The sequence below is a fragment of the Arthrobacter bussei genome, from assembly GCF_009377195.2.
GTDB classification, from domain to species: Bacteria; Actinomycetota; Actinomycetes; order Actinomycetales; family Micrococcaceae; genus Arthrobacter_D; species Arthrobacter_D bussei.
Genome location: NZ_VJXX01000001.1, coordinates 363086 through 388857, shown reverse-complemented (window position 1 = coordinate 388857; position 25772 = coordinate 363086). Strand labels below are relative to the sequence as shown.

22 protein-coding genes, 1 tRNA gene and 1 pseudogene are annotated in these 25772 nt (G+C 71.0%); 9 read left to right on the top strand and 15 right to left on the bottom strand.

The window, feature by feature from the left end; translation table 11 throughout:
• Positions 1-2 precede the first annotated feature (2 nt).
• Both FNH21_RS01850 and FNH21_RS01845 read left to right on the top strand, forming a co-directional pair.
• Positions 3-842, top strand: a complete 840-nt coding sequence (locus tag FNH21_RS01850) for a metal ABC transporter ATP-binding protein (RefSeq protein ID WP_152811892.1) — start codon at positions 3-5, stop codon at positions 840-842.
• A 3-nt stretch (positions 843-845) separates the two neighbouring features.
• A complete protein-coding gene (locus FNH21_RS01845; RefSeq protein WP_152811890.1) occupies positions 846-1772 on the top strand; it encodes a metal ABC transporter permease in 927 nt (308 codons plus the stop codon).
• On the opposite strand, the gene FNH21_RS01840 is transcribed toward FNH21_RS01845, so the two are convergent.
• The 3 genes from FNH21_RS01840 to FNH21_RS01830 form a co-directional block, all read right to left on the bottom strand.
• Positions 1741-2280, bottom strand: a complete 540-nt coding sequence (locus FNH21_RS01840) for a MarR family winged helix-turn-helix transcriptional regulator (protein WP_152811888.1) — start codon at positions 2278-2280, stop codon at positions 1741-1743. The two genes, FNH21_RS01845 and FNH21_RS01840, sit on opposite strands and share 32 nt — an antisense overlap.
• A gap of 73 nt (positions 2281-2353) precedes the next feature.
• Complete coding sequence (locus FNH21_RS01835) at positions 2354-2905, bottom strand: MarR family winged helix-turn-helix transcriptional regulator (protein WP_206687018.1); 552 nt, start codon at positions 2903-2905, stop codon at positions 2354-2356.
• A gap of 105 nt (positions 2906-3010) precedes the next feature.
• Complete coding sequence (locus tag FNH21_RS01830; RefSeq protein ID WP_338403191.1) at positions 3011-3403, bottom strand: Fur family transcriptional regulator; 393 nt, start codon at positions 3401-3403, stop codon at positions 3011-3013.
• Between the two features lie 217 nt (positions 3404-3620).
• Between FNH21_RS01830 and FNH21_RS01825 the strand changes: the two genes are divergently transcribed.
• Entirely contained in the window at positions 3621-4280 is a 660-nt protein-coding gene (locus tag FNH21_RS01825; RefSeq protein WP_152811882.1) for an MBL fold metallo-hydrolase, read from the top strand.
• 24 nt (positions 4281-4304) lie between these two features.
• On the opposite strand, the gene FNH21_RS01820 is transcribed toward FNH21_RS01825, so the two are convergent.
• On the bottom strand, positions 4305-5393 hold the full coding sequence (locus FNH21_RS01820; RefSeq protein WP_152811880.1) for a PLP-dependent cysteine synthase family protein: 1089 nt from the start codon (positions 5391-5393) through the stop codon (positions 4305-4307).
• Positions 5394-5543: 150 nt separating this feature from the next.
• On the opposite strand from FNH21_RS01820, the gene FNH21_RS01815 reads away from it, so the two are divergent.
• Positions 5544-6371, top strand: coding sequence for a sulfurtransferase (locus FNH21_RS01815; protein WP_152811878.1), 828 nt, complete (start codon positions 5544-5546; stop codon positions 6369-6371).
• Between the two features lie 404 nt (positions 6372-6775).
• Positions 6776-7201 carry an HIT family protein gene (locus FNH21_RS01810; protein WP_152811877.1) on the top strand — a complete coding sequence of 142 codons (426 nt, stop codon included), beginning with the start codon at positions 6776-6778 and terminating at the stop codon, positions 7199-7201.
• 5 nt (positions 7202-7206) lie between these two features.
• Here FNH21_RS01810 and hrpA read toward each other — a convergent pair whose 3' ends face one another.
• The 11 genes and pseudogenes from hrpA to FNH21_RS01755 form a co-directional block, all read right to left on the bottom strand.
• The gene (hrpA, locus tag FNH21_RS01805; protein WP_152811875.1) at positions 7207-11280 is read right to left on the bottom strand and encodes an ATP-dependent RNA helicase HrpA; all 4074 of its coding nucleotides are present in this window, start codon (positions 11278-11280) and stop codon (positions 7207-7209) included.
• Between the two features lie 77 nt (positions 11281-11357).
• Positions 11358-12325, bottom strand: a pseudogene (locus FNH21_RS01800) (helix-turn-helix transcriptional regulator).
• 89 nt (positions 12326-12414) lie between these two features.
• Positions 12415-12954 (bottom strand): hypothetical protein, encoded by a 540-nt coding sequence (locus FNH21_RS01795; RefSeq protein ID WP_152811867.1) that lies wholly within the window; start codon positions 12952-12954, stop codon positions 12415-12417.
• A gap of 8 nt (positions 12955-12962) precedes the next feature.
• The gene (locus FNH21_RS01790) at positions 12963-14321 is read right to left on the bottom strand and encodes a DUF58 domain-containing protein (RefSeq protein WP_152811865.1); all 1359 of its coding nucleotides are present in this window, start codon (positions 14319-14321) and stop codon (positions 12963-12965) included.
• Complete coding sequence (locus tag FNH21_RS01785; protein WP_152811863.1) at positions 14314-15405, bottom strand: AAA family ATPase; 1092 nt, start codon at positions 15403-15405, stop codon at positions 14314-14316. The genes FNH21_RS01790 and FNH21_RS01785 overlap by 8 nt, the downstream gene beginning before the upstream one ends.
• On the bottom strand, positions 15402-15878 hold the full coding sequence (locus FNH21_RS01780; RefSeq protein ID WP_152811861.1) for a hypothetical protein: 477 nt from the start codon (positions 15876-15878) through the stop codon (positions 15402-15404). Before FNH21_RS01780 ends, FNH21_RS01785 begins: the two co-directional genes overlap by 4 nt.
• Complete coding sequence (locus tag FNH21_RS01775) at positions 15875-16615, bottom strand: DUF4129 domain-containing protein (protein WP_152811859.1); 741 nt, start codon at positions 16613-16615, stop codon at positions 15875-15877. The genes FNH21_RS01780 and FNH21_RS01775 overlap by 4 nt, the downstream gene beginning before the upstream one ends.
• Positions 16616-16774: 159 nt before the next feature.
• Positions 16775-16847, bottom strand: a tRNA-Arg gene (locus tag FNH21_RS01770).
• 97 nt (positions 16848-16944) lie between these two features.
• Positions 16945-18456 (bottom strand): FAD-dependent oxidoreductase, encoded by a 1512-nt coding sequence (locus tag FNH21_RS01765; RefSeq protein ID WP_152811857.1) that lies wholly within the window; start codon positions 18454-18456, stop codon positions 16945-16947.
• On the bottom strand, positions 18453-19313 hold the full coding sequence (locus FNH21_RS01760) for an FAD:protein FMN transferase (RefSeq protein WP_191931517.1): 861 nt from the start codon (positions 19311-19313) through the stop codon (positions 18453-18455). Before FNH21_RS01760 ends, FNH21_RS01765 begins: the two co-directional genes overlap by 4 nt.
• A gap of 11 nt (positions 19314-19324) precedes the next feature.
• On the bottom strand, positions 19325-19870 hold the full coding sequence (locus tag FNH21_RS01755; protein WP_241742817.1) for an FMN-binding protein: 546 nt from the start codon (positions 19868-19870) through the stop codon (positions 19325-19327).
• Between the two features lie 255 nt (positions 19871-20125).
• On the opposite strand from FNH21_RS01755, the gene argS reads away from it, so the two are divergent.
• From argS to thrC, 4 genes are read left to right on the top strand one after another with little or no spacing between them, the layout of a single operon-like run.
• Positions 20126-21775 (top strand): arginine--tRNA ligase, encoded by a 1650-nt coding sequence (gene argS, locus FNH21_RS01750; RefSeq protein ID WP_191931516.1) that lies wholly within the window; start codon positions 20126-20128, stop codon positions 21773-21775.
• 2 nt (positions 21776-21777) lie between these two features.
• The gene (gene lysA, locus FNH21_RS01745) at positions 21778-23283 is read left to right on the top strand and encodes a diaminopimelate decarboxylase (RefSeq protein ID WP_152811855.1); all 1506 of its coding nucleotides are present in this window, start codon (positions 21778-21780) and stop codon (positions 23281-23283) included.
• 47 nt (positions 23284-23330) lie between these two features.
• Positions 23331-24659 carry a homoserine dehydrogenase gene (locus tag FNH21_RS01740; protein WP_152811853.1) on the top strand — a complete coding sequence of 443 codons (1329 nt, stop codon included), beginning with the start codon at positions 23331-23333 and terminating at the stop codon, positions 24657-24659.
• Positions 24660-25763 (top strand): threonine synthase, encoded by a 1104-nt coding sequence (thrC, locus tag FNH21_RS01735; RefSeq protein WP_191931515.1) that lies wholly within the window; start codon positions 24660-24662, stop codon positions 25761-25763. It abuts the gene before it with no gap.
• Positions 25764-25772: the final 9 nt, after the last annotated feature.

Below are 25772 nucleotides of genomic sequence, written 5' to 3'. Positions count from 1 at the left end.
GCATGATCTCGACGTTGCCCCGGCAGAGCCCCTCCCCGCAGGGTGGTGGGGATCAGCCGGCCATCAGCCTGCGCGGGGCAGCGCTCTCGTTCGGCAGCCGCACCCTGTGGCAGGGACTGGACCTCGACATCATGCCGGGGGAGTTCTTCGCCGTCCTCGGCCCTAACGGCTCGGGTAAGACCAGCTTCCTCAAGGTGCTTCTCGGTCTGCAGCAGCTCGACACCGGGACGGCGCTGATCGAGGGCCGGCCCATCGCCCGCGGCAGCCGGACCCTCGGGTACATCCCGCAGCAGAAATCCTTCCCGCCGGACACGCCGCTGCGGGCCAGGGACCTCGTGGGCCTCGGCGTGGACGGACACCGCTGGGGTGTCCGGTTGCGCAGCAGCGCCTACAACGCGCGGGTCGACGGACTCCTGCGCGACGTCGGGGCCGAGTCCTACGCGGACGCCCCGGTCGGACTGCTGTCCGGCGGCGAGCAGCAGCGGCTCCGCGCAGCGCAGGCGCTGGCCACCGATCCGGCCGTCCTCCTGTGCGACGAGCCCCTGCTCTCGCTCGACCTGCACCATCAGCAGGCGGTCAGCTCCCTCATCAACCGGCAGAGCCATGAGAAGAACAGCGCCGTGGTCTTCGTGACGCACGAGATCAACCCCGTCATCGAGTACGTGGACCGGGTGCTCTACCTGGCCGACGGCGAGTTCCGGGTCGGCACGCCCGAGGAGGTCATGACGAGCGAGGTGCTGTCGGACCTGTACAACAGCCCCGTGGAGGTCCTGCGCAGCAACGGCCGCATCATCGTCGTCGGCCTTCCGGACGCCACCACGCACCACCACGAAAGCGCCTAGACCATGGACCTCCAGGACGTCATCAGCGCCGTCTTCACCTTCGACAACTACGCCCAGCTCCTCCCGCTCGTCAGGAACTCACTGATCGCGGGAGCCGTGCTGGGCCTGCTCGGCGGACTCATCGGCACCTTCGTGATGATGCGTGACCTCGCGTTCGCCGTGCACGGGATCGCCGAGCTGTCCTTCGCCGGAGCCGCCTTCGCCCTGCTGGTCGGAGCGAACGTGGTGGCGGGTTCCCTCGTCGGGTCCGTCCTGGCCGCGCTCACCCTGGGCCTCATGGGCATCCGAGCACGCGACCGCAATTCGATCATCGGCGTCGTGATGCCGTTCGGTCTGGGGCTCGGCATCCTCTTCCTCGCGCTCTACGAGGGGAGGGCGGCCAACAAGTTCGGACTGCTGACCGGTCAGATCGTCTCCGTCGACGATGTGCAGCTGAATCTCCTGGTCGGCTGCGCCGTCGTCGTGATGATCGCACTGGCCGCCATCTGGCGTCCCCTGACCTTCGCCAGCGCGGACGCGGATCTCGCCGAGGCACGCGGCGTACCCGTCCGCGGGTTGTCGATCCTCTTCATGGTGCTGCTCGGGGTCTCGGTGGCCCTGTCCATCCAGGTGGTCGGGGCGCTCCTGGTGCTGGCCCTGCTCATCACGCCTGCAGCCGCCGCCCTCAAGGTCACCTCGGCTCCCGGCCTCGTGGTGCTGCTCAGCGTGACCTTCGCCTGCGTCTCGGTGGTGGGCGGAATCCTCCTCGCCCTGGGCGGACGCATCCCCATCAGCCCGTACGTCACGACGATCTCTTTCGCCATCTACCTCGCGTGCCGTGTCATCTCGTCGAGGAGATCGCGGCGGGGATCCCGGCGGGGCACGGCGGGTCCGGCGGGCACGGAGCCGGGCAGGGGAGTCAGGCGTCCTGCGAGCGCTCCGGTTGGCTGACGGCGTCCGCGATCGCCTGCTCCATGCTGCGGAGGAAGCGCGTGACCGTCTCGGTCTCCTCGCTGGTCAGTCCGTCCGCTGCCGCCAGGACGCCCCGCTTCTCGATGTCGAAGGCCGAGCGGAACTCGTCGGTGGCGCGCTCGCCGGGCTCGAGGATCACGGCCCGGCGATCGACCGGGTGCCGGCGACGACGGATGAACCCGGCCTTCTCCAGCCTGTCGATCACGAGCGTGGTGGACGCACTCGAGATTCCCAGCGCGAGTGCGAGGTCCTTCGGACTCGCGCCCTGGTCCCTGTGCCAGACGGAGAGCAGGTAGCGCAGGGCTCCGAGGTCCGTCTCGTTGATGCTGAGTCGCTGGCTGAGGCGTCGCCGGAGGCCGCTCTCCACGTTGCGGTACGCGCGCAGGGCGTTCAGGACGTCGACGCCCGTCGCGGCCTCTGCGGTGGTTCCTTCTCCCGACGGCGGGTACCAGTATCCTGCTCCCTGCCGTGCGTCCGAAGGTTTCATGGTGACAGTTTAGACCATCTAGTAGTCAATCTCTCTAGGTATGAACCGGGACCGCCTGCTGCTCGTTCGACGCTCAGGCGTCCTGGCGCGGGAGAGCAGGCACCACACCGTCCGCCATGATCATGCCGGACATGGCGACGCCGAGCCGGGTGAGGAACCGGTGGATCGTGGCGCAGTCCCGGGCGGGCAGGGCCGCGGCGACACCCATCATCCGTTCATGGAGCACGCCCATGGTGGACCGCACCTCGTCGTCGGTGGTCGCCGTGGGCCAGATCTCGATGGCCCGACGATCGGTGGCGCTGCGACGGCGTTCGGCGTGGCCGCTCTTCTCGAGCCGGTCGACGAGGACCGTGGTGGCGGCCGTGGAGATCTCGAGCTGACGTGCCAGTGCCGCTGCGCTGAGCGGCGTGCCGGTCCGGCCGGCCCGGAGCATCAGGCGGAGGGCCGTCATGTCCGTCTTCCCGAGATGCATCGAATCCCTGCTCGTGCCACGCATGAAGCCTTCGGCATCGCGGTACCGGCGGACGGCCTCGATCAGGTCCGCGAGTTCACCTGCGTCGACAGGACCGCTGTCCGCGGGGGACTGCGGGCGGTCGCCGCTCGGGCCGGGAGTGTCGGGGGACATCACCGTTCAAGGATAATCGACGGCTCCGACACGGTCGGTGGGCTGATCTCCGCCCGATGCCGACACCCCGGGGCGCGCTGTCGGGTCGCGCTGACGTCCCGACGCCTACCGGACGCCGGCTGCGGCAGCCGTGCACTCGGGGCAGAGTCCGTAGATCTCCACCGTGTGGGCGGCATCCGTGAAGCCGTGCTCGGCCGCGATCCGCGTGGCCCACTGCTCGACGGCGGGGGCTTCGATCTCGACGGTCCTGCCGCAGTTCCTGCAGAGCAGGTGGTGATGGTGATGCTCGACGGCGCAGCGCCGGTACACCGCTTCGTTGTCACCGTTCCGCAGGACGTCCACCACGCCGTCGTCGGCCATGGACTGGAGGATGCGGTAGGTGGTGGCCAGGGAGACCGACTCGCCGCGGTCGTGCAGCAGCCGGTGGAGCTCCTGCGTGCTCAGGAAGTCGTCGAGCTCGTCCAGCGCCGCGCTCACGGCACGCCGCTGGCGCGTCACCCGTTGCTCGGGGGCCTTTCGGCCGGTCGGAGCGGTCCCGGCGTCCGATCCCGTGCCCGTCCCGGTGTTTCGCGCCGTGCGCGGTCCCTGCTCGTGAGCAGCGTTCCGCGCTGCCTCGGATGTCGCCTCAGGCGTCATGTCCTACCCTTCCCGCGGGCACTCCGGTGCCCTGGACCAGAGTCAAGATTATCAGCGTGGGCGCGAGTAGTCTGAGGCCATGAAGCTCACCAAGTACTCCCACTCGTGCGTCCGGTTCGAGCAGGACGGCGCCGTCCTCGTCGTCGACCCCGGCACCTTCTCGGAGGTCGAGGAGGCGCTGCAGGGTGCCACCGCTGTGCTGATCACCCACGAGCACCCCGACCACATCGCGCTGGACCGCGTGGTGGCGGTCCTGCAGGCCGATCAGGGGATCGAGCTCTGGGCGCCGCAGTCGGCAGCGGACGCAGTGGTCGCGGCGCTGGGGGAGGGCTCGGCGGAGCGCGTCCACGCCGTGCGTGGTGGTGAGGAGTTCACTGCGGCCGGCTTCCCCGTCAGGACCTACGGGGGGCAGCATGCGCTGATCCATCCCGTCATCCCGATGATCGCCAACGTCGGCTATTTGATCGGCGAATCCGTCTACCATCCCGGCGACTCGCTGATCGTCCCCGACGGCATCGGGGTCCAGACGCTCCTCGTCCCGGTGCATGCGCCCTGGTCCAAGCTGTCCGAGGTGGTGGATTTCGTGACGTCCGTGCGGGCGGCCCGTGCCTACCAGATCCATGACGGGCTCCTGAACGAGGCAGGCCTCGGCATGGTCGAGGGCCAGGTCACCCGGCTGGGAGCGCCCTACGGCACCGAGTTCCGCCACCTCGACGTGCGGGAGAGCGTCGAGGTCTGACGGAGGCAGGCCCGTGCGTGTCCCTCAGGGCGCGTCGTGCGCCCACCGGCCTGTGGCGAAGAACGATTCCAGCACGGCTGCCGGTGCCGCGGGGTCCAGGCCCTTGCGCATGAGCCAGGCGTCGTCGTCGTACGTCGCCGCGTACCGGTCACCGGAGTCGCACATCAGGGACACGATGCTCCCCGTCCGCCCGTCGGCCACGAGGTCGGCCACGAGCTGCCAGACTCCCCAGAGATTCGTCCCGGTGGACGGGCCGGCGTGCAGACCCGTGAGCGCCCGCAGATGCCGGGCCGCGGCGACCGAGGCCGCATCCGGTACCTGGATCATCGCGTCGATCACGGAGGGGACGAAGCTCGGTTCCGGGCGCGGCCTGCCGATCCCCTCGATGCGTGACGGACGCCCGCCGGGCGTCGATCCCGGGTGCGCCCACGCCGGGTAGAACGCCGACCCCTCCGGGTCGACGACGGCCAGCCGCGTGGGGTGGCGGTGGTAGCGCAGGTATCGCCCGATCGTGGCGCTCGTGCCACCCGTGCCCGCTCCCACCACGATCCACGCGGGCAGCGGGTGCGGTTCGAGGGAGAGCTGGTCGAAGATGGACTCGGCGATGTTGTTGTTCCCGCGCCAGTCGGTGGCACGCTCCGCATAGGTGAACTGGTCCATGTAGTGTCCGCCCGTCTCGCGGGCGACCGTCTCGGCGACGGCGTACACGTCCGAGGCGTGCTCGACGAACCGGCAGGTGCCGCCGTACTGCTCGATCAGGGCGATCTTCTCGCGGCTCGTGGTCGCCGTCATCACGGCGACGAACGGGAGGCCGAGGAGCTGCGCGAAGTAGGCCTCGGAGACCGCGGTGGAGCCGCTGGAGGCCTCGACGATGGTGGTCCCCTCCGTGATCCAGCCATTGACCAGGCCGAACAGGAACAGGGACCGGGCGAGACGGTGCTTGAGGCTGCCCGTGCGGTGCGTCGACTCGTCCTTGAGGTAGACCTGGACGCCCCATTCCTCGGGGAGGGGGACGGCGAACAGATGCGTGTCCGCGGAGCGGTTGCCGTCCGCCTCGATGCGGCGCACGGCGTCGTCGGACCACGATCTGTCGGCGGCGCTGAACCTGGGCATGATGCCAGCCTACAAGCCGTGCCACGGCCGTCCTGATGGTCCGGCGTGGGGTTCTTGGAGCGGGGACGGCGGTGTGGTGGACTGGCCTGCATCAGGACCGGCCGCGGTGACCACCGCAGGTCCGGTCGCCCGTCCCGACAGGAGATCTCGATGAAGACTCTGATGGATGTGCAGGACCTGCAGGACCGGATGACCTCCGGCGCGCAGACGATCCTGCTCGATGTGCGCTGGTCCCTGGGTGACCCCCATGGACACGAGCACTACCGCGCAGCCCACATACCCGGTGCCGTGTTCGTGGACCTGGAGACACAGCTGTGCGCACCCGGCGGGCCCGGCCTCGGCCGCCATCCGCTTCCGGACGCCGACGCACTGCAGGAAGCTGCGCGCCAGTGGGGACTCAACGACGGCGACACCGTGGTTGCCTACGACGAGTCCGGGAACCTCGCGGCCGCCCGGCTGTGGTGGCTCCTGCGGGACGCGGGCTTCACCTCCGTCAGCCTGCTCGACGGAGGTCTGACCGCCTGGCGTGCCGCTGGGTTCGACGTCGAGGGCGGGGAGGAGCGCCACTGCGTGGGGAACGTGCATCTCTCCGCGGGGCAGATGCCGGTGGTCGACGTGCCGGACCTCGTGGATGCGGCACTGGTCGACGTGCTCCTCGATGCCCGCGCCGCGGAGCGCTTCCGGGGCGAGCTGGAACCGATCGACCCCCGGGCGGGCCACATCCCGGGTGCCGTCAGCGCTCCGACGACCGAGAACCTCGGCGAGGACCGGCGCTTCCGGCCGGTGTCGGAGCTCCGCCGCCGCTTCGGTGCCCTGGGCGCCGACCGGGGGAGGGTCGCCGTCTACTGCGGATCCGGGATCACCGCCGCCCACCAGATCGCCGCGCTCGAGATCGCGGGTATCGACGCCGCACTGTTCCCCGGCTCGTGGTCGCAGTGGTCGACCACGGAGGGGCTTCCGGTCGCCACGGGCGCCTGACGGCGGGCGGAGCAGGGCGGACCAGCGCGGCCAGCGAGGACCGGGAGGAGTGGGTGCCGACGGTGGCACCCACTCCTCCCGTTCCTTCCCGCGTCGTCGGGACGGACGGGACGGACGGGACGGACGGGACGGACGGGACGGACGGGACGGCGCAGCACGACGCCGGAGCATGACACCGCAGCACGACGCCGGAGCATGACACCGCAGCACGACGCCGGAGCATGACACCGCAGCACGGTCGACCCCCGGCCGTGCCGCGTCCCGCATGGTGGATCGCAGCTGCACCGCGCGGTAGCGTCCTCCGTATGAACCCGGGACGCCCCGCCCCACCGCCGCTGCGCGGTCCCGTCCGCCTGCCGGAGCGCCAGGGCAGTGCCCCGACCGCCGCACCACCAGGAGTCCCCATGACCACGCTCTTCACGAAGATCATCAACGGCGAGATCCCCGGCCGCTTCGTCTGGCAGGACGACGACGTCGTCGCCTTCCTGACGATCGCGCCCATCACGCCGGGCCACACGCTGGTCGTGCCCCGCCAGGAGATCGAGCACTGGCTGGAAGCGGACACCGACACGCTCGCGAAGGTGATGGCGGTCGCCCAGACGATCGGGAAGGCGCAGCAGGCGGCTTTCGGTGCGAAGCGCGTCGGCGTCCTCCTCGAGGGCTACGAGGTGCCGCACCTGCACGTCCATGTGTGGCCCACGCAGTCACCGGCGGACTTCGACGTGAAGAAGGTGGACCTCGCGGTGAAGCCGGACGCGATGGACCAGCACGCCGAGACCCTGCGCCAGGCGCTGCGCGACGCCGGACACGGGGCATCGGTCCCCGCTTGACGGGCCTACCGCGCGGCAGCCATCGCCTCGTTCAGGGCCGTCCTGATCCGCTTCTCCGAGACGGAGTACGCGGTACCGAGGTCCTGCGCGAACAGGCTGACGCGTAGCTCCTCGGTCATCCAGCGGACGCGGCGGAGGCTCTCGGGCCGGTGCCGCCCGGCCGCGAGGGACGCGACGGCGTCGTCGTACTCGTCCTCCAACCGCTGCACCGTCGCCAGGCCGATGCCGTCACGCTGGACGTTCGTGGGCAGCTTCTCCAGACGGACCTCGATGGCCCGGAGATAGCGCGGCAGGTGCGCGAGTTGCGCGTACCCCGTCGCCGCGACGAACCCCGGATACACGAGGTGCTCCAGTTGGCTGCGGATGTCGTTCAGGGCCGTGATCAGCGCGAGGCTCGTGGTGCCCCGGAGCTGCTTCTGGATCCGTCGCGTACTGGCGAGGATCTTCTCCACGGTGGCCGTGACGGTGAAGACCGTGTCGATCAGCTCGGCCCGCACCTCCTCGTACAGTCGATCGAACGCCTCTTCGGTCCAGGGCAGGTCCTCGGGGACGAGCTTGTCGATCGCGGCCAGCGAGCAGTCACGGATGAGTTCCGCGACGCTCCCGTGCGGGTTCTGGCTGAACGTGAGCTTCTCGGTGTTGCTGAGGTGCTCCAGCACGTACTTCGCCGGACTCGGGATGCGCAGGGACAGGAGCCGGATTACCCCGGCGCGCATCACGCTGGCCTGCTCGCCCGGCGTGGGGAAGACCCGGAGACCCACGGTGGCGCCTTCGTCCACGAGTGCCGGGAAGCCCGTGATGCGGTGGCCGGCGACCGTCCGCGAGACCTCGCGCTGGATGCTGCCGAAGACCCACGCCTTCTCCCCGGTGCGCTCCGCCACGGCGGGTGCCTCCGCGACGGCGACCCCGCCCCTCATCGCTCCGGTAGCGACCTCGGAGGCTTCCCGCGATGCGGGTGTCCGGGTATCCCGGCCGTCGGTGCGCGCGGATCCGTGGCGGACGTCGTCACGCCCGAGCGGACCGGTGCTCCCGGTGCCCCGTCGATCGTCCGCCTTGCCGCCGCCGCCCCTGCCGCCGCGTCCGGGCCCACCGGATGGTCCGTCCCGCCGCGTGCTGCCCGGTGTGGCACCGAGCGACTGCGCGATGGCGCGGCTGACAGCCGGGCCCAGCGACTCCTTCAGTGCCTCGAGATCGCGGGACTCGTCGAGGACGCGTCCCTCGGCGTCAACGATGCGGAACATCATCAGCAGGTGCGCCGGCACGGTCGACCAGTTCCACGAGCCCGGCGGGATGATGTGCCCGCGCAGGCGGCGCAGCGCGAGTTCGAGTGACGTCTCGAGATCGTCCCCGGCCGGGTCGAAGTCGGACCCCAGGGCGGCGACGGTGGACCGGGCGACGTCCGGGGCCGGCACGAAGTTCTTCCGCACCTGCTTCGGCAGGGACTTGATGAGGGCCGTGACGAGCTCGACGCGCTGTCCGGGGATCTGCCAGCGGAAGGGCTTCGGATCGAGCTGGTTGAGGAACAGCACCGGGATGGTCACGGTGACGCCGTCGTGCGCGCCCGGGGTGAGGGGCGAGAACTCGTAGGTGAGCGGAAGCTCGAACCCCGCCTGGTGCCAGACGGTCGGGAACGCCGTCTCGTCGAGCTCCGTGGCGTCGTCGGCGAGCAGCTGCTCCGGATCGAAGTCGAGCAGGTCCGGTGACTCGTGGCGGGTCTTCTTCCACCACGCGTCGAAGTGGCGCTCCGACACGACGTCGGCACCGATGCGCTGGTCGTAGAAATCGAAGAGCGTCTCGTCGTCGACCCGCAGGTCCCGCCGCCGCAGGCGGTTCTCCAGCTCCTCGATCTCGGCGAGACGGGCCTGGTTGCGGCTGAAGAACGTGTGGTGCGTCTTCCAGTCGCCTTCGACGAGGGCATGCCGGATGAAGAGCTCGCGGGCCACCTCGCGGTCGATCCGCCCGTAGTTGATGCGCCGCTGAGGCACGATCGGCACGCCGTACAGCGTCACCTTCTCGTAGGCCATGACCGAGCCCATCTTCCGGGACCAGTGCGGCTCGCTGTAGGTGCGCTTCACGAGGTGCGGGGCCACCTGCTCGGCCCACAGGGGATCGATCCGGGCGACGACCCGCGCCCAGAGCCGGGAGGTCTCGACGAGTTCGGCGGCCATCACCCAGTCCGGTGACTTCTTGAACAGGGCGGATCCCGGGAAGACGGCGAAGCGTGTCCCGCGGGCTCCTGCGTACTCACGCTTGCGCTGGTCGTACAGGCCGATGTTGCTGAGCAGTCCCGACAGCAGGCTGACGTGGATCTGCTCGTGCAGCCCCACGGGGTCCACGGGGCCCGCGGGCAGGGTGATGCCGAGGGGCTTGGCCAGCTGGCGCAGCTGCTGGAACAGGTCCTGCCATTCCCGGACGCGGAGGTAGTTGATGAACTCGGCGCGGCACAGCTTACGGAACTGGGTCGAGGACAGCTCGTCCTGCTTCTCCTGCAGGTACCGCCAGAGGTTGAGGTAGGCCGTGAAGTCCGAGTTCTCGTCCACGAAGCGCTTGTGCTTCTCGGCAGCCTGCTGCTGCTTGGCGGGCTGGTCCGCGGACGGCCGCTCGCGGGGGTCCTGGATGGTCAGGGCCGCGGCGAGCACCATGACCTCCTTGACGGCGCCGCGGGCACCGGCCTCCACGATCATCCGGCCCAGTCGCGGGTCCACGGGGAGCTGGGCGAGCTTGCGGCCGACGGCGGACAGACCGCCGTCGTCCTTCAGCGCGCCGAGCTCACGCAGGAGCGCGACGCCGTCATTGATCGCCTTCGTCTCGGGCGGCTCCACGAACGGGAACTCCGCGATGTCCTTCGGACTGCGCGTGACCCCCATGGCGGCCATCTGCAGGATGACGGCGGCGAGGCTCGTGCGCAGTATCTCCGGCTCGGTGAAGGGCCGGCGGGAGGCGTAGTCCTCCTCCGAGTAGAGGCGGATGGCGATACCGTCCGAGACGCGGCCGCTGCGCCCCGATCGCTGGTTCGCCGACGCCTGCGAGACGCGCTCGATCGGCAGTCTCTGCACCTTCGTGCGGTGGGAGTAGCGGGAGATGCGCGCGGTCCCGGTGTCGATGACGTACTTGATGCCGGGCACCGTCAGGGAGGTCTCGGCGACGTTCGTCGCGAGGACGATCCTCCGGTGGCTGCCCGTCGGGCGGAAGACGCGGTGCTGCTCCTCGAGGGAGAGCCGCGCGAACAGGGGGAGGACCTCGGTCCCGCGGAGTCGCTGCGTCGCCTGGATCCGGGCGCGGAGAGCATCGGCGGCATCGCGGATCTCGCGCTCGCCGGAGAAGAACACGAGGATGTCGCCGGGAGCCTCGAGGGAGAGCTCGTCGACGGCGTCGCAGACCGCGTCGAGCGGATCGCGCTCCTCCTCGAGCTCGCTGTCCGCGCCGCCGTCCCCGTCGTCGAGCCCGCCCGGCGGCTGGTCGAGCGGCCTGTACCGGATCTCGACGGGATAGGTGCGTCCGGAGACCTCGATGATCGGGGCGGGCGAGGTGTTCTCCACGGCGGCGTCGGCGGCGAAGTGCGCGGCGAAGCGCTCCGGGTCGATGGTCGCCGAGGTGATGATGACCTTGAGGTCGGGGCGCTCCGGCAGGATGCGCCTGAGGTAGCCGAGGATGAAGTCGATGTTGAGGCTGCGCTCATGGGCCTCGTCGATGATGATCGTGCTGTACTTGCGCAGCATGCGGTCGTGCTGGATCTCGGCGAGCAGGATGCCGTCCGTCATCAGCTTGATCTTCGTCTTCCGGCCCACCGATCCGGTGAAGCGGACCTGGTACCCGACCTCCTCGCCGAGCGGCACCTGCAGTTCCTCCGCGATGCGTTCGGCGACGGTGCGGGCGGCGAGGCGCCGCGGCTGGGTGTGGCCGATCAGCCCGTTCTCGGCGAGGCCGAGCTCGAGGCACATCTTCGGGATCTGCGTCGTCTTCCCGGAGCCGGTCTCGCCGGCGATGATGGTGACCTGGTTGGCCGCGATGGCGGCCATGATGTCTGCCCGGCGGTCCGAGACGGGGAGGTCCGCGGGGTAGGAGATTGTCAGTGCCATAGTTGCCTGCCAGTCTAGTTCCTCGCACCCGCCCGGCGCCGGGCGTTCACCGAGGGCCGTGGCGCCCACTGTCCCCGTCAGGCCTCCGTGGCCGCCCCGGCGGACCGCCGCAGCCGGTCCGCGACGACGGCCACGCGCTCGCGCATCTCCGGGGGTTCGAGCACCACGAAGTCGATGTCCCAGCTCGCGAGGTAGGCCAGCGGAAAATCCAGTGAATCGAAGCCGGCCCTCAGGAGGGTGTGGTCCTCGCCGTCGGCCTCGAGGGTCCCCGTGCTCGAGGGCACCCGTGCCTCGAGCTCCCGCAGGGGAGCGCTGAAGCGGATCACGGCGTCGTAGGAGTAGGGGGAGCGCGTGATGGACTGCTGGACGTAGCGGCGAGATCGGCGGCCGGCAGCGGGCGCGGGACGAAGCGGTCGCGGGCCACCGGCACGCTCTGGCACCGGTCCACGCGGAACGTCCGCCAGTCCTCCCGCGAGCGGTCGTAGGCGACGAGGTACCACCGCCTGCCGGTGTCGACGAGCCGGTAGGGCTCGACGACGCGGCGGGACGACTCGCCGTCGTGCCGGTCGTAGCGGAAGGCGACGCAGCGCCGCTCCGTGATGGCCGCGGAGAGTGACGTCAGCACCTCGGGATTCACCGGCGTGCTCGCGGCGGCCATGCGCGTGACGGCTGAGCGGAGACCCGAGAACCGCGGGCGGAGGCGCGGCGGGAGGACCTGCTCGAGTTTCGTGAGCGCGCGGACGGACGCCTCCCCGACCCCGGAGACAGGGCTCGCCGTCACGGCGGTCAGGCCGATGGCGACGGCGAGCGCCTCGTCGTCGTCGAGCAGGAGTGGAGGCAGTTGCGCGCCGGCGCCCAGCTGGTACCCGCCCGCGACACCGGGGGAGGCGTTGATCGGGTAGCCGAGCGTGCGCAGCTTCCCGATGTCCCGGCGCACGGTCCGCTCCGTGACGTCCATGCGCTGGGCGAGCGCCGGTCCGGTCCACTCGCGCCGTAGCTGCAGGAGCGAGAGGAGCTGCAGCAACCGGGCCGAGGTCTCGATCATGCTCCAAGGGTACGGCGACGTGCGGTCAGGACCTGTCCGCATTGTCGGCGGTGCCCCGGGCAGCCGTCCCGGGCGCCTGCTGCCGAGACCTACCGACGGGACCGCAGCGGCCGCCGTCCGACGAGCCAGCAGCACCAGGCGACCAGAGCGGCGACGCCGACGAGGACGACCGGGAGGCTGGACCCGGCGTCGTCGACGAGCAGCGCGAGGACGGCCACCGGCTGCGCGACCGCCTGCAGGCGCAGGAAGGACACTCCGAGGAGGCGGAGGGCGGACAGGCTGATCCAGCCGCGCAGCGGCAGGTGCACCAGCAGGAGGTTCAGGACGAAGACCGCGTGGAGGCCGGCGACGAAGACCAGGAGCCACGGTGAGCCGGCCGGCATGTTCACGGCGTACGGCACGATCAGCAGGAGCAGGGTGAGCGCCGTGAGCCCGATCGACGGGAGGATGGCCGCGCCCGCGGCCACCACGACGGGCAGGACGATCCAGCCGCTCCCGTTCCAGACGAGGGCGCCGAGGAGGACGGCGATGAGACCCGCGGCGCAACGCACGGCCCACAGGGGTACGAGCCCGCGGCGATCCGGCACCGCGGGGGTGCCGCCGTGCGTCGCCCGGCGTGCCCCGGCCACGGGCCATCTCACGAGCGCACCCCCTGAGGGCGGCCACGGCGGGCGAGGAGGCGGAAGCCTGTCGGGAGGGACAGGTCGGGGCCGACCGCGGGATCGGCCTGGCGCGCCGGTCGGTCCCGGAAGGGCAGGAGTCCCTCGACCCCGGAGCCGTCCACCACGGTGATGCCGTCCCGGCGCAGGTCCTCGAGGAGGAGGCGACGTCGCAGCAGGGTCAGCCGCACGGTCCTCTCCTGCGCCGGCGTGGCCTCGGTCCGTTCCAGCACGGGGACGCAGTCGACGCCGATCACCACGTGCCCCCGCGCGTGCCAGAGCTTCAGCAGGCGTCCCGGTTCGGGGTCCAGGAACACGGACAGCACCACGACGACGGCGCCCTGAGGCGGCACGGGGTCGCGCCGTCGTCGTCGTCGGGGAACCACCGCAGTGGCCGCCAGGCGGGCGCGGACCTGCTCGAGGTGCCGGGCGCCCGAGGCCGTGCGCAGCGCGCGGCGCGTCCCGCCCAGATCATCCAGTCCCACGCGGTCGCCGGCAGCCAGGTACGAGGCTGCGATCGTCGTCGCCGCCGCCCTGGCACCGTGCAGCGATCCCGTCACCAGCCGGGGTGCTCCCGCCGCGAACCAGTCGGACGTCGACGCCGGCAGGTCGTGTCCCTGATCGATCACGAGCAGGACCGAGGCCTCGGCGTCGGCGAAGGATCGGCGGACCATCAGCCGGTCCTGGTCGGTCGAGCGGCGTGCGGTGGAGCGCCAGTCGATCCGCCGGAGCTGGTCACCGGGCTGGAGGTGCGCGATGGTCCTCAGCTCCGACCCCTCCCCGGGACGCCTCGAGCCGTGCGTGCCGGCCAGGCCGACGAGACGACGCGAGACGGGCCGGGCCAGCAGGGGCCCGACGGGAGGAAGGATGCTGACGCGGACCGGTGGCGCCGGATCGAAGGCGGATGCGTGCGTGAGATCCGGGCTGAGGTAGAAGGTCCCGTAGGACAGGACATCGACCTCGCCGGACAGCGGTCCGTCCGCGAGCACCGGGCATTCCTCGCCCTCCATGAGCACCAGGACGTCGGGCGGGCAGCCGGGCGCTGCGAGGACGGCTGCGACCAGGCCGGGGCGGGGTGTCGCGGCGTCGGTGCCGGCCGGTGCCAGCAGCAGCCGCAGGCGGCCACCCTCCTGCTGCCCGCGTCGATCGAGCGAGAAGGACGGACGCGCGGAGGTGCCGATCCGCGTCCTGCGTCCGGCGAGCGCGAGGAGCGCGAGCGGCGCACCCAGTGCCACGGTGTCCGGCCGTCCCGAAACCAGTCCGGACGCCACGCACACCAGGGTGAGGATCACGGCGAGGGCCCACCCGGGGGAGTGGCCGCCCGGGGTGTCAGCCACGGTGCGCGCCCCGCCCGCCCTTGATCCCGCCCTTGATCCCGCCCTCGATCACGCCCTTGATCACGGTCTCGTCCACGGTCCCACGGTGCACCCTCGGAGGCGTCGCGACCTCGGCGAGGACGTCCTGCACCACCTTCTCCGTCGCCACGCCCTGCGCCCAGGCCGACGGCGTGAGCGTGAGACGGTGCGCGAGCACGGCCACGGCGCCTTCCTTCACGTCCTCCGGGAGCACGAACGCGCGGCCGTCGAGCACGGCCAGGGCCCGGCCGAGCAGCACGAGCGCCTGTGAGCCGCGGGGCGATGCCCCGACCTCGACGGCCGGGTGGCTGCGCGTCGCGGCGGTGAGGCGCACGGCGTAGTCGATGACGTCGTCGTCCACCAGCACCGACTCGACGGCGGCCTGGAGGTCCAGCAGTCCTTCCGCGGTGGTCACGCCCTCCACGAGGGTCTCGTCGCGGCGGCGTGCCAGGCGACGCGCGATGATGTCCTGTTCGCCGCCCGCGCCGGGATAGCCGAACCGCAACCGCACCATGAAGCGGTCCAGCTGTGCCTCGGGCAGGGGGTAGGTGCCCTCGAACTCGATGGGGTTGGACGTCGCGAAGACATGGAACGGGCGTCGCAGCGGGAGGGTGGTGCCCTCGGCCGAGACCTGTGCCTCCGCCATGGCCTCCAGCAGGGCCGACTGCGTCTTCGGCGAGGTCCGATTGATCTCGTCGGCGAGGAACAGCCCCGCGAAGATGGGCCCCGCCCGGAACTCGAACTCGCGGGTGGCCGGGTTGAAGATCGACGAACCGGTGACGTCCGAGGGCAGCAGGTCCGGCGTGAACTGGAGGCGCCGGAAGTCGAGGCCGAGCGCCTGCGCGAGGGTCTTCGCCGCGAGGGTCTTGCCGAGTCCGGGCAGGTCCTCGAACAGGACGTGCCCGCCCGCGAGGACCGCCGCGAGGGCCAGGCGCAGGGCGCCCGCGGCGCCGACGACGACGGTGGCCGTGCGCTCGATGATCTGCGCGCCGATGCGGGCTGCCTCGTCGGCGCCGATGCGGCTTCCGTGGTCTCCGGAACTGCGGGCGGTGTCTGCTGCGGTCATCGGGTCTCCTGGGAGTTGTTCGAGGGCGACGGCGCGGCATCCGTGGCACCCGGCGTGAGGACGATCCGCTCCAGCTCGTCGGCGAGGGAGCGCAGGGTGCGGTGGTCGAGGGGTGCCGGCTGGGACTGCGCGACGAAGGCGTCGAAGGACGGGCTCCGCGGAACGTCGGGGCGGGCACGGGCGGCGTCGACGGCCAGCCCGTGGACCTCGAGGACGGCACGCATCCCGGGGTCCGCCGAGGAGAGCGAGAACTCCAGCGCCTGGATCTCCGCGAGGCCACGGACGGGGACGGGCAGCGGCATCAGCCGGGCCCGGGAGACGTCGACCGCCTCGAGGAGGCCGTTGGCGATGCCTGCCGCGAAGGCCGCGCCGACCAGCACCACGGCGTGCCGGGCATCGAGCCCGAAGAACCAGGCGGAGACGACCGCGAGGACCACGAGGACAGCCGTGACCGCCCAGGCCGAGCGCTTCACTGCGCAGTACCGGTGCGAGCTGCGACGGCGGCGGACAGTGCCCGGACGCCGGCCAGCGCCATCTCGCGGTCCGCGGCGTCGAGGTGCCCGCCCGCCGCGCTGCGAGTCGTCGTCCCGGGGGCGGTGGCGTGGAGGGGCGGACCCGACACGCCGAACCTGGCCCGCTGGTAGAGACGGTTCAGGGCGGTGAGCGGCCGGGGTGGAAGATCGAGGGCGGACGCGGCGGTGGCGGCGAAGTCGGAGGTCGTCTGCGCGGGAGTGCGGACCACCCCCGCTGCCGCGCACAGGTCCTCGAAGGCGAGCCAGCAGCGGATCACCGCGTCCGAGGTGTCGGCACTACCCGTGAGGGCACGTTCGGCGTCCTCGGTCCATGAAGGGAGCACGTCGTCGACGAGGGCGAGCGATCCGGCCTGCTGAAGGCCGGTCGGCTCGGGGCTGCCGTCGCGATCCGGGCGCTGCCCGATACGCAGGAGCAGCCGGACGAGGAGGGCGAGGCCGATCGTGACGAGGAGGAGGATCGCACCCGCCGCGGTGTCGCCGCTGATGACCAGTCGCTCGGCGTCCGGGACGGGTTCCGGGACGTCGCTCACGATCGGCGTCGGTTCGGCAGTGCTCTCCTGCGTAGCGGTGGCGACGGGGGCGTCGATGACGGGCTCGGCAGTCAGCCGGCCCATGAAGCCGGCGGCAGCCACGGCGAGGACGAGGACGAGGACGGTGAGGAGGGCGGGCGCGTCCACGCGAAGACGGGGATGCCGCGACCTGCGCTTCGTCCCCACGATTCCCCCGCCGGTCGGTGCTGGTGCAGCCCCGGGGCCGCGTCCAGTGGAGCCTACCAAAAGCAGAACCGCCCCCGGCCCGGTGGGCCGACGGCGGTTTGACTCCGTGGGAGCCCGGGGTGCCCTCGATAGGATTCGAACCTACGACCTTCTGCTCCGGAGGCAGACGCTCTATCCCCTGAGCTACGAAGGCGGAGACGGGATTTCCCGTGCCCGTGCGGGACTCATCGAGCTTAGCAGGTGCCGCCTGCGTCGGAAAACGCGTGGGCGGGCCCCCGGTCGCCCACGCCTCAATAGCCGAGGAAAGCGTCCGTCCGCACGCGTGACACACCCGCCGACCGGACCACCCGGCGGAGGTCGCCGATGAACGCCGGCGAGCCGGAGACCAGGACCCGGCGTCGCTTGAGGTCGGGGACGGCTGCGAGCAGCTCCTCGGAGGAGAGTCCGCTACCCGCGACGGTCCAGGTGTCGGGCACCGCGGGAGCGCCGTCGTCGGCGGGGACGAACAGCACCACGCGCGTGCCGAGCCCGGCGAGTTCGTCCCGGAAGGCGATCTCCTCCGTGCTGCGCACCACGTACACGAGGACGACGTCGCGGTCCTCCCCGCGTTCGGCGATGTCCCTGAGCTGGCTGATGAAGGGGGTGACACCGATGCCGCCGGCGGCCAGCAGGAGCGGGACGGACGGGTCCCGCGGCAGGCGGAAGTCGCCGCCCACGAGGGTCCCGGTGACGTGCGCGTCCTCCGGCAGGTCGAGCAGGGCCTTCTTGAAGGAGCTCCCCTTCTCCGTGGTGCGCAACCCGAAGGTGACGGCGTCGGCCTGCTGGGGTGCGGACGTGATGCTGAAGACGCGGCGGCTGCCGCGGCTGTCAGCTCCGCGGTGCGGCATGGACAGCTCCATGTACTGCCCCGCGGTGAAGCGCACGGGACGGGCGGGTGCGAAGACGAGCTCGGTGCTCGTGGGCGTCAGCTGCCGCGACCCGGCGAAGGAGAGCCGGACACCGCGTCGCTGGCCCATGAGGAACGCGACGGCGTTACCGATGACGAGCGCGAACTCCGGTCCGAGGAACACCGGTCCGATGGACACCTGCAGGGCGAAGACGGCGGCGACGATCGCGGCGAACAGGCATTGCTGCCAGCGCAGCGGGGGGAGCGTCAGGGGCTCGGTCATCATGAAGCCGAGCAGGAACAGGACCGGGTAGGACGTCAGGACCAGCTGCAGGCCGGCGCCGGCGGTCAGCCCACCCTGCACCAGGCCGACGAGCAGGATCCCGAGGGCGACGACGAGGAACACCGCACCCATGGACAGCTTCCGCGTCCGGTAGAGCAGCAGGGCGGCGCCGATCGCGACGACGGGCAGCATGTACGCGTTCGCCACCCACCAGGCCGCCGCGCCGACACCCAGCAGGGTCGCGACGACGGCCCCGGTGGCCGCGGGGTTGAAGATGTGGCGGCCGCGGAAGGCGAGGAGGAACTTCGACGCTCCGGCCGCGACGCCCGCCGTGAGGATTCCGCCGAGGCCCGCAGCAGTGCTGGAGGGGAACATGATGAGGAAGACGATCAGCCCGGTGATGAGCGACGAGTCGCCGTGCGGGCGCAGGCGCAGGATGAGCGCCATGAGGCGCGTCCCGATGATCGTCCCTCCCACGGCGGCCACGAGGGTGCCGCCGATCTCGGCCGGGGTGTAGGCGAGCAGTCCGGTCAGCGAGAGCACGAGGGCCTCGACGGTCAGCAGGAGCAGCAGGCTCAGCGTCAGGCGGTACATGGTCATGCGGCCCAGCAGGCCGTCGAGTGCTGCGGTCATGAGAACAGTGCTCCTGCGAGTGGGGCGGAATAGCGGGCGCGTCCGTCGGAGTACATCAGGACGAAGTCGAAGTCGAAGGACCCGGCGAGGTCCACGGGGTCGGCGACGAACAGGGCCGTACACAGCCCGTCGGCGGTCATGGCGTCCTCTGCGAGGACCCACGTGGCGACGACCGTGTCGACGCAGCGCCCCGTGCGGGCGTCGAGGACGTGGTGCAGTCCGTCACCCCAGACCCGGCGGTTCGACGCCGAGGCACAGAGCGCGCCCTCGGTGAGTGCGACCGTGCCGATGACCGACGACGGATCGTAGGGGTGTTCGAGGGCAACCGTGATGGATCCGCTGCCGGTTCGTCGCATGTCGCCGCTGGCGTCGACGATCAAGTGCCCGTGCCCGGCCGCGAGGAGGTACTCGAGCATCAGGTCCACGAGTTGCCCCTTGCCTGCGGCGCCGACATCGAGGAGCGCCGGTGCCGAGAGGCTAACACCGTCGTCCGTCCACTCGAGGAGGTCGTCCCAGGCTCTCGCGGGCGCCGGCGCCACCGTGGGGACGAAGCTGTATCCGGCGTCGTACCCCTGATCGGCGAGGCGCTCACCGACCAGGGGGGACATGCCGCCGCCGGTGAGGTCGTGCAGCGTGCGCAGGAGGCGCCCGAGCCGGGCGCCGTGCCCCGGCAGGGGGAGGGATCCCCCTGAGACCGCCAGCGCGGTGATGCCGGAGTCGGCGCGGAAGCGGGAGTACAGCGCGTCGTAGTCCTCGGCGATGCGAAGGAGGCCGGCCTTCTGGCCGGCCGGTAGCGGTGAGGCACTGTCCACGCGCCAGCCCGTGCCGATCGCCTCGAAGCTGAAGGAGTACTCCACGCCGCTGCGCCCTACAGCTGTGCTTCGCTCTTGATCTTGTCGGCCGCTTCGTTGAAGCCGCCGCTGGTCAGGGAGGACCCGGCGACCTTGTCCACGGCGAGCTCGTCGAGCTTCTTCCCGACGATCGCCTCCGAGATACCACCGGCGAAACGCTCCTGGTACATGGTGGTGGTGGGGTTGTCCGGCATCGGTTCCACCTCGACGGCCGTCACGACGTCGGCCGCAAGCGTGAGGGTCACGCCGACCTCCTCGGGGCCGGCGGGGGACTGGTAGCCGCCCGTCTGGGTGTAGGTGCCGTCCTCGTAGGTCTGATCCCCGGCGGCAGCCTCCGCGGTCGGCCCCGCTGCGGGTGCCTCCGTGGCGGCGGCTGCAGGCGATTCCGCAGCGGGTGCTTCGGCCGCGGGAGCATCAGCGGCCGGGGTCTCGGCCTCGGCGCCCGCGCAGCCGGCCGCACCGAGGATGGACACGGCGGCGAGCGCCGTCAGGACCCGCTTGCGGAGGGGGAATGCGGCCCGCGCCGGCGCCGTCATCAGGGGTGTTTCGGTCTGGCCTGTCATGGTCACTGGGTGCTCCTGGTGGATCGCGGTGGCGGGACCGGGCGGAAGGGCTCCGCACCGAGGTAGGCGTGGACGTCGAGGAAAGCCACTGATGCATTCCAACGTCCCATGAATCCATTCGTTTCTCCCGGCCTTCCGGACTGTACCGGCGCCGTACCGGTCGGGAGACCCGTGGCGCGGATTCCCGCCTGCGCCGGGGTGTCCGCCGCGTCACGCGAATCAGGGCGGACGGGGTGCCGCGGCTATGCTTGACGGGTGACTCCCGAAGAACTCTCCTCCGCTATTTCCGCCTGCCTCAGGGCCGCCGTCGACGCCGGTGACCTCACCATCGACCTCCCGTCCGAGGTGCGGGTGGAGCGACCGAAGAACCGGGAGCACGGGGACTGGGCCACGAACATCGCGCTGCAGCTCGGCAAGAAGGCCGGGATGAACCCGCGGGAGTTCGCACAGCTGCTCAGCGACCGCCTCGCGGGCATCGAGGGTGTCAAGAGCGTCGACATCGCCGGTCCCGGCTTCCTCAACATCACGCTCGACGCCGGTGCCGCCGGTGAGCTCGCCCGCACCATCGTCGAGGCGGGCCCGGCCTACGGCACCAACGATGCGCTCGCGGGACGGAAGATCAACCTCGAATTCGTCTCCGCCAACCCCACCGGTCCCATTCACATCGGAGGGACCCGGTGGGCGGCCGTCGGTGACGCACTCGCACGGATCCTGCTGTCGCAGGGTGCGGAGGTCACCCGCGAGTACTACTTCAACGACCACGGCGCGCAGATCGACCGCTTCGCCCGCTCGCTCCACGCCTCCGCCACCGGGGACCCGGCCCCGGAGGACGGCTACAGCGGCCAGTACATCGTCGACATAGCCCAGCGTGTCCTCGCCGCCGATCCCGACGCGCTGGCCCTCGACGGACCAGCGTCCGTCGAGCGGTTCAGGGAGATCGGCGTGGACCTCATGTTCTCGGACATCAAGGCGTCCCTGCATGATTTCGGCGTGGACTTCGACGTGTACTTCCACGAGCACTCGCTGTTCGAGAACAACTTCGTCGAGGATCTCCTCGACAAGCTCAAGGCGTCCGGCAATCTCTTCCTCGAGGACGGCGCCTGGTGGCTGAGGTCCACCGACTACGGCGACGACCGGGACCGCGTGGTGATCAAGTCGAACGGCGCGCCCGCCTACATCGCCGGTGACATCGGGTACTTCGTCAACAAGCGGAACCGTGGATTCGACCTCAACATCATCATGCTCGGGGCGGACCACCACGGGTACGTGGCGCGCCTGAAAGCTGCGGCGGCTGCGCTGGGTGATGATCCCGACGCCGTGGAGGTCCTCATCGGCCAGCTGGTGAACCTCGTGAAGGACGGCGCACCGGTGCGCATGTCGAAGCGCGCAGGCACGGTCGTCACGCTCGAAGACCTCGTGGACGCGGTCGGCGTGGACGCCGCGCGCTACACGCTGGCCCGTTTCTCCGCCGATTCGAACATCGACATCGACCTGGACCTCCTGACCCGGCACACCAACGAGAACCCGGTGTTCTACGTGCAGTACGCCCACGCCAGGACGCACGCCGTGGCGCGCAACGCCGTCTCCGCCGGTGTGGACACCAGCTCCTTCGACGCCGCAGCACTGGCACACCCGACGGAAGGGGCGCTGCTCGCGGCCCTCGGGCAGTTCCCCGGCGTCGTCGCCCAGTCCGCGACCTTCCGCGAACCGCACCGCGTGGCCCGCCACCTCGAGGTGATCGCCGGCACCTACCACCGCTGGTACGACGCCTGCCGCGTGTCCCCGCTGGGCGATGCGCCGGTCGAGGACGTCCACCGCTCGCGCCTCTGGCTGAACAACGCCACGCAGCAGGTCCTCGCGAACGGCCTCGGCCTCCTCGGGGTATCGGCACCGGAGAGGATGTGACCATGACCGTCGTGGACCCCACCCGCCCCTCGCCCCTCGCGCCCGACTGGTTGTCCGTCCCGGTGGAACCTGCCCGGCTGGACGCGAAGCTGTGGGCCGAGGACGTCGAGCGCGGGAGCGACGGCGTCCTGCGGATCGACGGCGTCTCCGTCGCCGACCTCGCCGCCGAGTTCGGCACCCCGCTGTTCGTGATGTCCGAGCGGGACTTCCGCACCCGGGCCGCCACCTTCCGCGACGCGTTCGACGACGCCTTCCGCGATCTGTGCGGGGGAGTCGACGTCTTCTACGCGGGCAAATCCTTCATCTGCACCGAGGTGGCCCACTGGGTGCGGGAGGAGGGGCTCGGCCTCGACACCTGCTCCGGTGGCGAACTCGCCGTCGGCCTGCGCGCCGGCATGCCCGGGAACCGCCTGGGTCTCCACGGGAACAACAAGTCTGCCGCGGAGATCACGCGGGCCATCGACGCGGACCTCGGCCGGATCGTCGTCGACAGCCTGCAGGAGGTCGCCCTGGTGGGTGACCTCGCCGTCGAGCGCGGTCGCCGTGCCAATGTGATGATCCGCCTGACGCCCGGCGTCCACGCCCACACGCACGAGTTCATCGCCACCGCCCACGAGGACCAGAAGTTCGGGCTCTCGCTCACCACGGAGCAGGGGCCCGGGCAGCAGGACGGACAGGACGACGGCGGTTCCTCCCCGGCCGCGCGGGCCGTCGCCGACGCCCTGGCCCATCCGGGCATCAACCTCCTCGGTGTGCACTGCCACATCGGCTCGCAGATCTTCGAACCGGAGGGCTTCGAGCTCGCGGCCCGACGGCTGCTCGGTTTCCTCGCCGGGGTCCGTGACCGGCACGGCGTCGAGCTGCCCGAGCTGGACCTCGGCGGCGGCTACGGCATCGCCTACACCGAGGCCGACCAGCCGCGGCCCGCGGCGGAGATCGCCCGTGCGATGGCCGCCGTCGTCGGTTCCACCTGCCGTGAACTCGGCCTGCGCGTACCCCGGATCTCGATCGAGCCCGGTCGTGCCATCGTGGGGCCGACGACCTTCACCCTCTACACCGCGGGCACCACGAAGACCGTGCGCGTGGACGCGGCGGCCAACGGCTCCGAGGTGGTGCAGGACACCTCCGTTACGCACCCGCGGCGCTATGTGTCGGTGGACGGCGGGATGAGCGACAACGCCCGTCCGGTGCTCTACGGCGCGGATTACTCGGCCGTCCTCGCCTCGCGGACCCCCGAGGGGCAGCCCGTCCTGTCCCGCGTGGTTGGAAAACACTGCGAGAGCGGTGACATTGTGGTGCGGGACGTCTATCTCCCGGAGGACACCGGAGCCGGTGACCTCCTCGCCGTGCCGGGAACGGGTGCTTACTGCTGGGTGCTCTCGAGCAACTACAACTACCTGGCGCGGCCTCCGGTCGTGGCGGTCGTCGACGGCGCGGCCCGGCTGATCGTCCGCGGCGAGACCGAGGAGGACCTGTTCCGCAGGGACGTCCAGCGAGAGACCACCTAGCCCGAACCAGCAGTAGCCGCCCCGGATCCAGGAGCTTCACAGACCGCATGAATGCACCAGCACCCTCTCCCGCACCCCTCCGCGTCGCCCTGCTGGGCTGCGGCAACGTCGGCTCCCAGGTGGCCCGGATCCTCCTCGAGGATGCCGCGGACCTCGGGCTCCGGGCAGGTGCCCCCCTCGAACTCATCGGGGTGGCGGTCCGCTCCCTCGAGGCGGAGCGAGACGTCGACCTCCCGGCCGGGCTGCTGACACAGGACGCCGAGTCGCTCGTCGAGCGGGCGGACATCGTCATCGAGCTCATGGGCGGCATCGAGCCGGCCAAGACGCTGATCCTGCGCGCCATCGAGCACGGTGCCACGGTGGTCAGCGGGAACAAGGCCCTTCTGGCGCAGGACGGACCGGAGCTCTACGAGCAGGCCGACAAGGCCGGCGTGCAGCTGTCCTACGAGGCCGCCGTCGCCGGAGCCATCCCGATCCTGCGACCCATCCGCGACAGCCTGTCGGGGGACCGCATCACCCGCGTGCTGGGCATCGTCAACGGCACCACGAACTACATCCTGGACCAGATGGACTCCACGGGGGCGCAGTTCGCCGACGCGCTGAAGGCGGCGCAGGACCTCGGGTACGCGGAGGCCGACCCGACGGCGGACGTCGAGGGGCACGACGCCGCCGCCAAGGCCGCGATCCTCGCCTCGCTGTCCTTCCACACCCGGTTCGCGCTCGAGAACGTGTACTGCGAGGGCATCACCGCGGTCACCGCGGACGACATCGCGGCCGCCGCCGAGGACGGCTACGTCATCAAGCTGCTCGCCATCGCCGAGATCCTGACCGACGAGGCCGGCGCGGCGGGCGTGGGCGTCCGCGTCCACCCCACCCTGCTGCCGCGCTCGCACCCGCTCGCGGCCGTCCACGGCGCCTTCAACGCCGTCTTCATCGAGGCCGAGAACGCGGGCGAGCTCATGTTCTACGGCCAGGGTGCAGGCGGGACGCCAACGGCGTCGGCCGTCCTCGGCGACGTCGTCAGCGCGGCCCGCCGCATGGTCCTCGGCGGTCCCGGCCGCACCGAGACCACCACGGGCCACGTGCCGCCGCTGAGCATCGACACCGTCCGCACGAGCTACTGCATCGGTCTGCAGGTCGCGGACCAGCCCGGTGTCCTCGCCCGGATCGCCCACATCTTCGCCGAGAACGGCGTCTCCATCGAGACGATGCGCCAGCGCATCCATCAGCGCGGGCCCGACGGCGGTACCACCGCCGAGCTGCGCATCGTCACCCATCGTGCGCCCGAGGCGTCCCTCGCGGCGACCGTCAAGCAGGTCGGTGCGCTCGACGTCATCACCGCCGTCTCATCCGTGCTCCGAGTAGAGGGAATCTAAGTGGCCCACCAGTGGCGCGGAGTCATCCGCGAATACGCAGAACGCCTACCTGTCACCGAGGCCACCGAGGTGGTCACCCTCGGCGAGGGCGGTACGCCCCTCGTGCACGCCCGCCACCTGTCCGAGCTGACGGGCAACACCGTCTACCTCAAGGTCGAGGGCATGAATCCCACCGGCTCCTTCAAGGACCGCGGCATGACCATGGCCATGACGGCAGCGGTCGCCGCCGGGGCCAAGGCCGTGGTCTGTGCATCGACGGGCAACACCTCCGCCTCCGCGGCGGCCTACGCCACGCAGGCCGGTATCACCTGCGCCGTGCTCGTGCCCGACGGAAAGATCTCCATGGGCAAGCTGAGCCAGGCGATCGCCCACGGCGCGCAGCTCCTGCAGGTCAACGGCAACTTCGACAACTGCCTCGACGTGGCGCGGAAGCTCGCCGAGGCCTATCCCGTGTTCCTGGTGAACTCCGTCAACCCCGCGCGGCTGGAGGGGCAGAAGACCGCAGCCTTCGAGGTGGTCGACACCCTCGGCGATGCCCCGGACTACCATCTGATGCCGGTCGGGAACGCGGGCAACATCAGCGCCTACTGGAAGGGCTACAAGGAGTACGCGGCACCGTACGCCTCGATGCACCACGGTGAGCTGCCCGCCGTGGCGACCCGGACGCCGATCATGTGGGGCTTCCAGGCAGAGGGCGCATCCCCGCTGGTCAAGGGTCACCCCATCACCGAACCGGATACCATCGCGACCGCCATCCGGATCGGCAACCCCGCGTCCTGGGACTTCGCCGTGGCCGCCCGTGACGAGTCCGGCGGACTGATCGAGGCCGTGACGGACGAGGAGATCCTCGACGCGCACCGCTGGCTGTCCTCCCGTGAGGGCGTCTTCGTGGAACCCGCCTCGGCTGCCGGCGTCGCAGGACTCATCAAGAAGCACGCCGAAGGGCTCGCACCGACGGGCAAGACGATCGTCATCACGGTCACGGGCCATGGCCTGAAGGACCCGCAGTGGGCGCTCCGCACCGCCGACGGCGCGGATGTCGAGCCCACCAAGGTGGAGTTCGACGTCGTCAGCGTCGCCGCGGCCCTCGGGCTCGAGGGCTGAGGTGCCGGG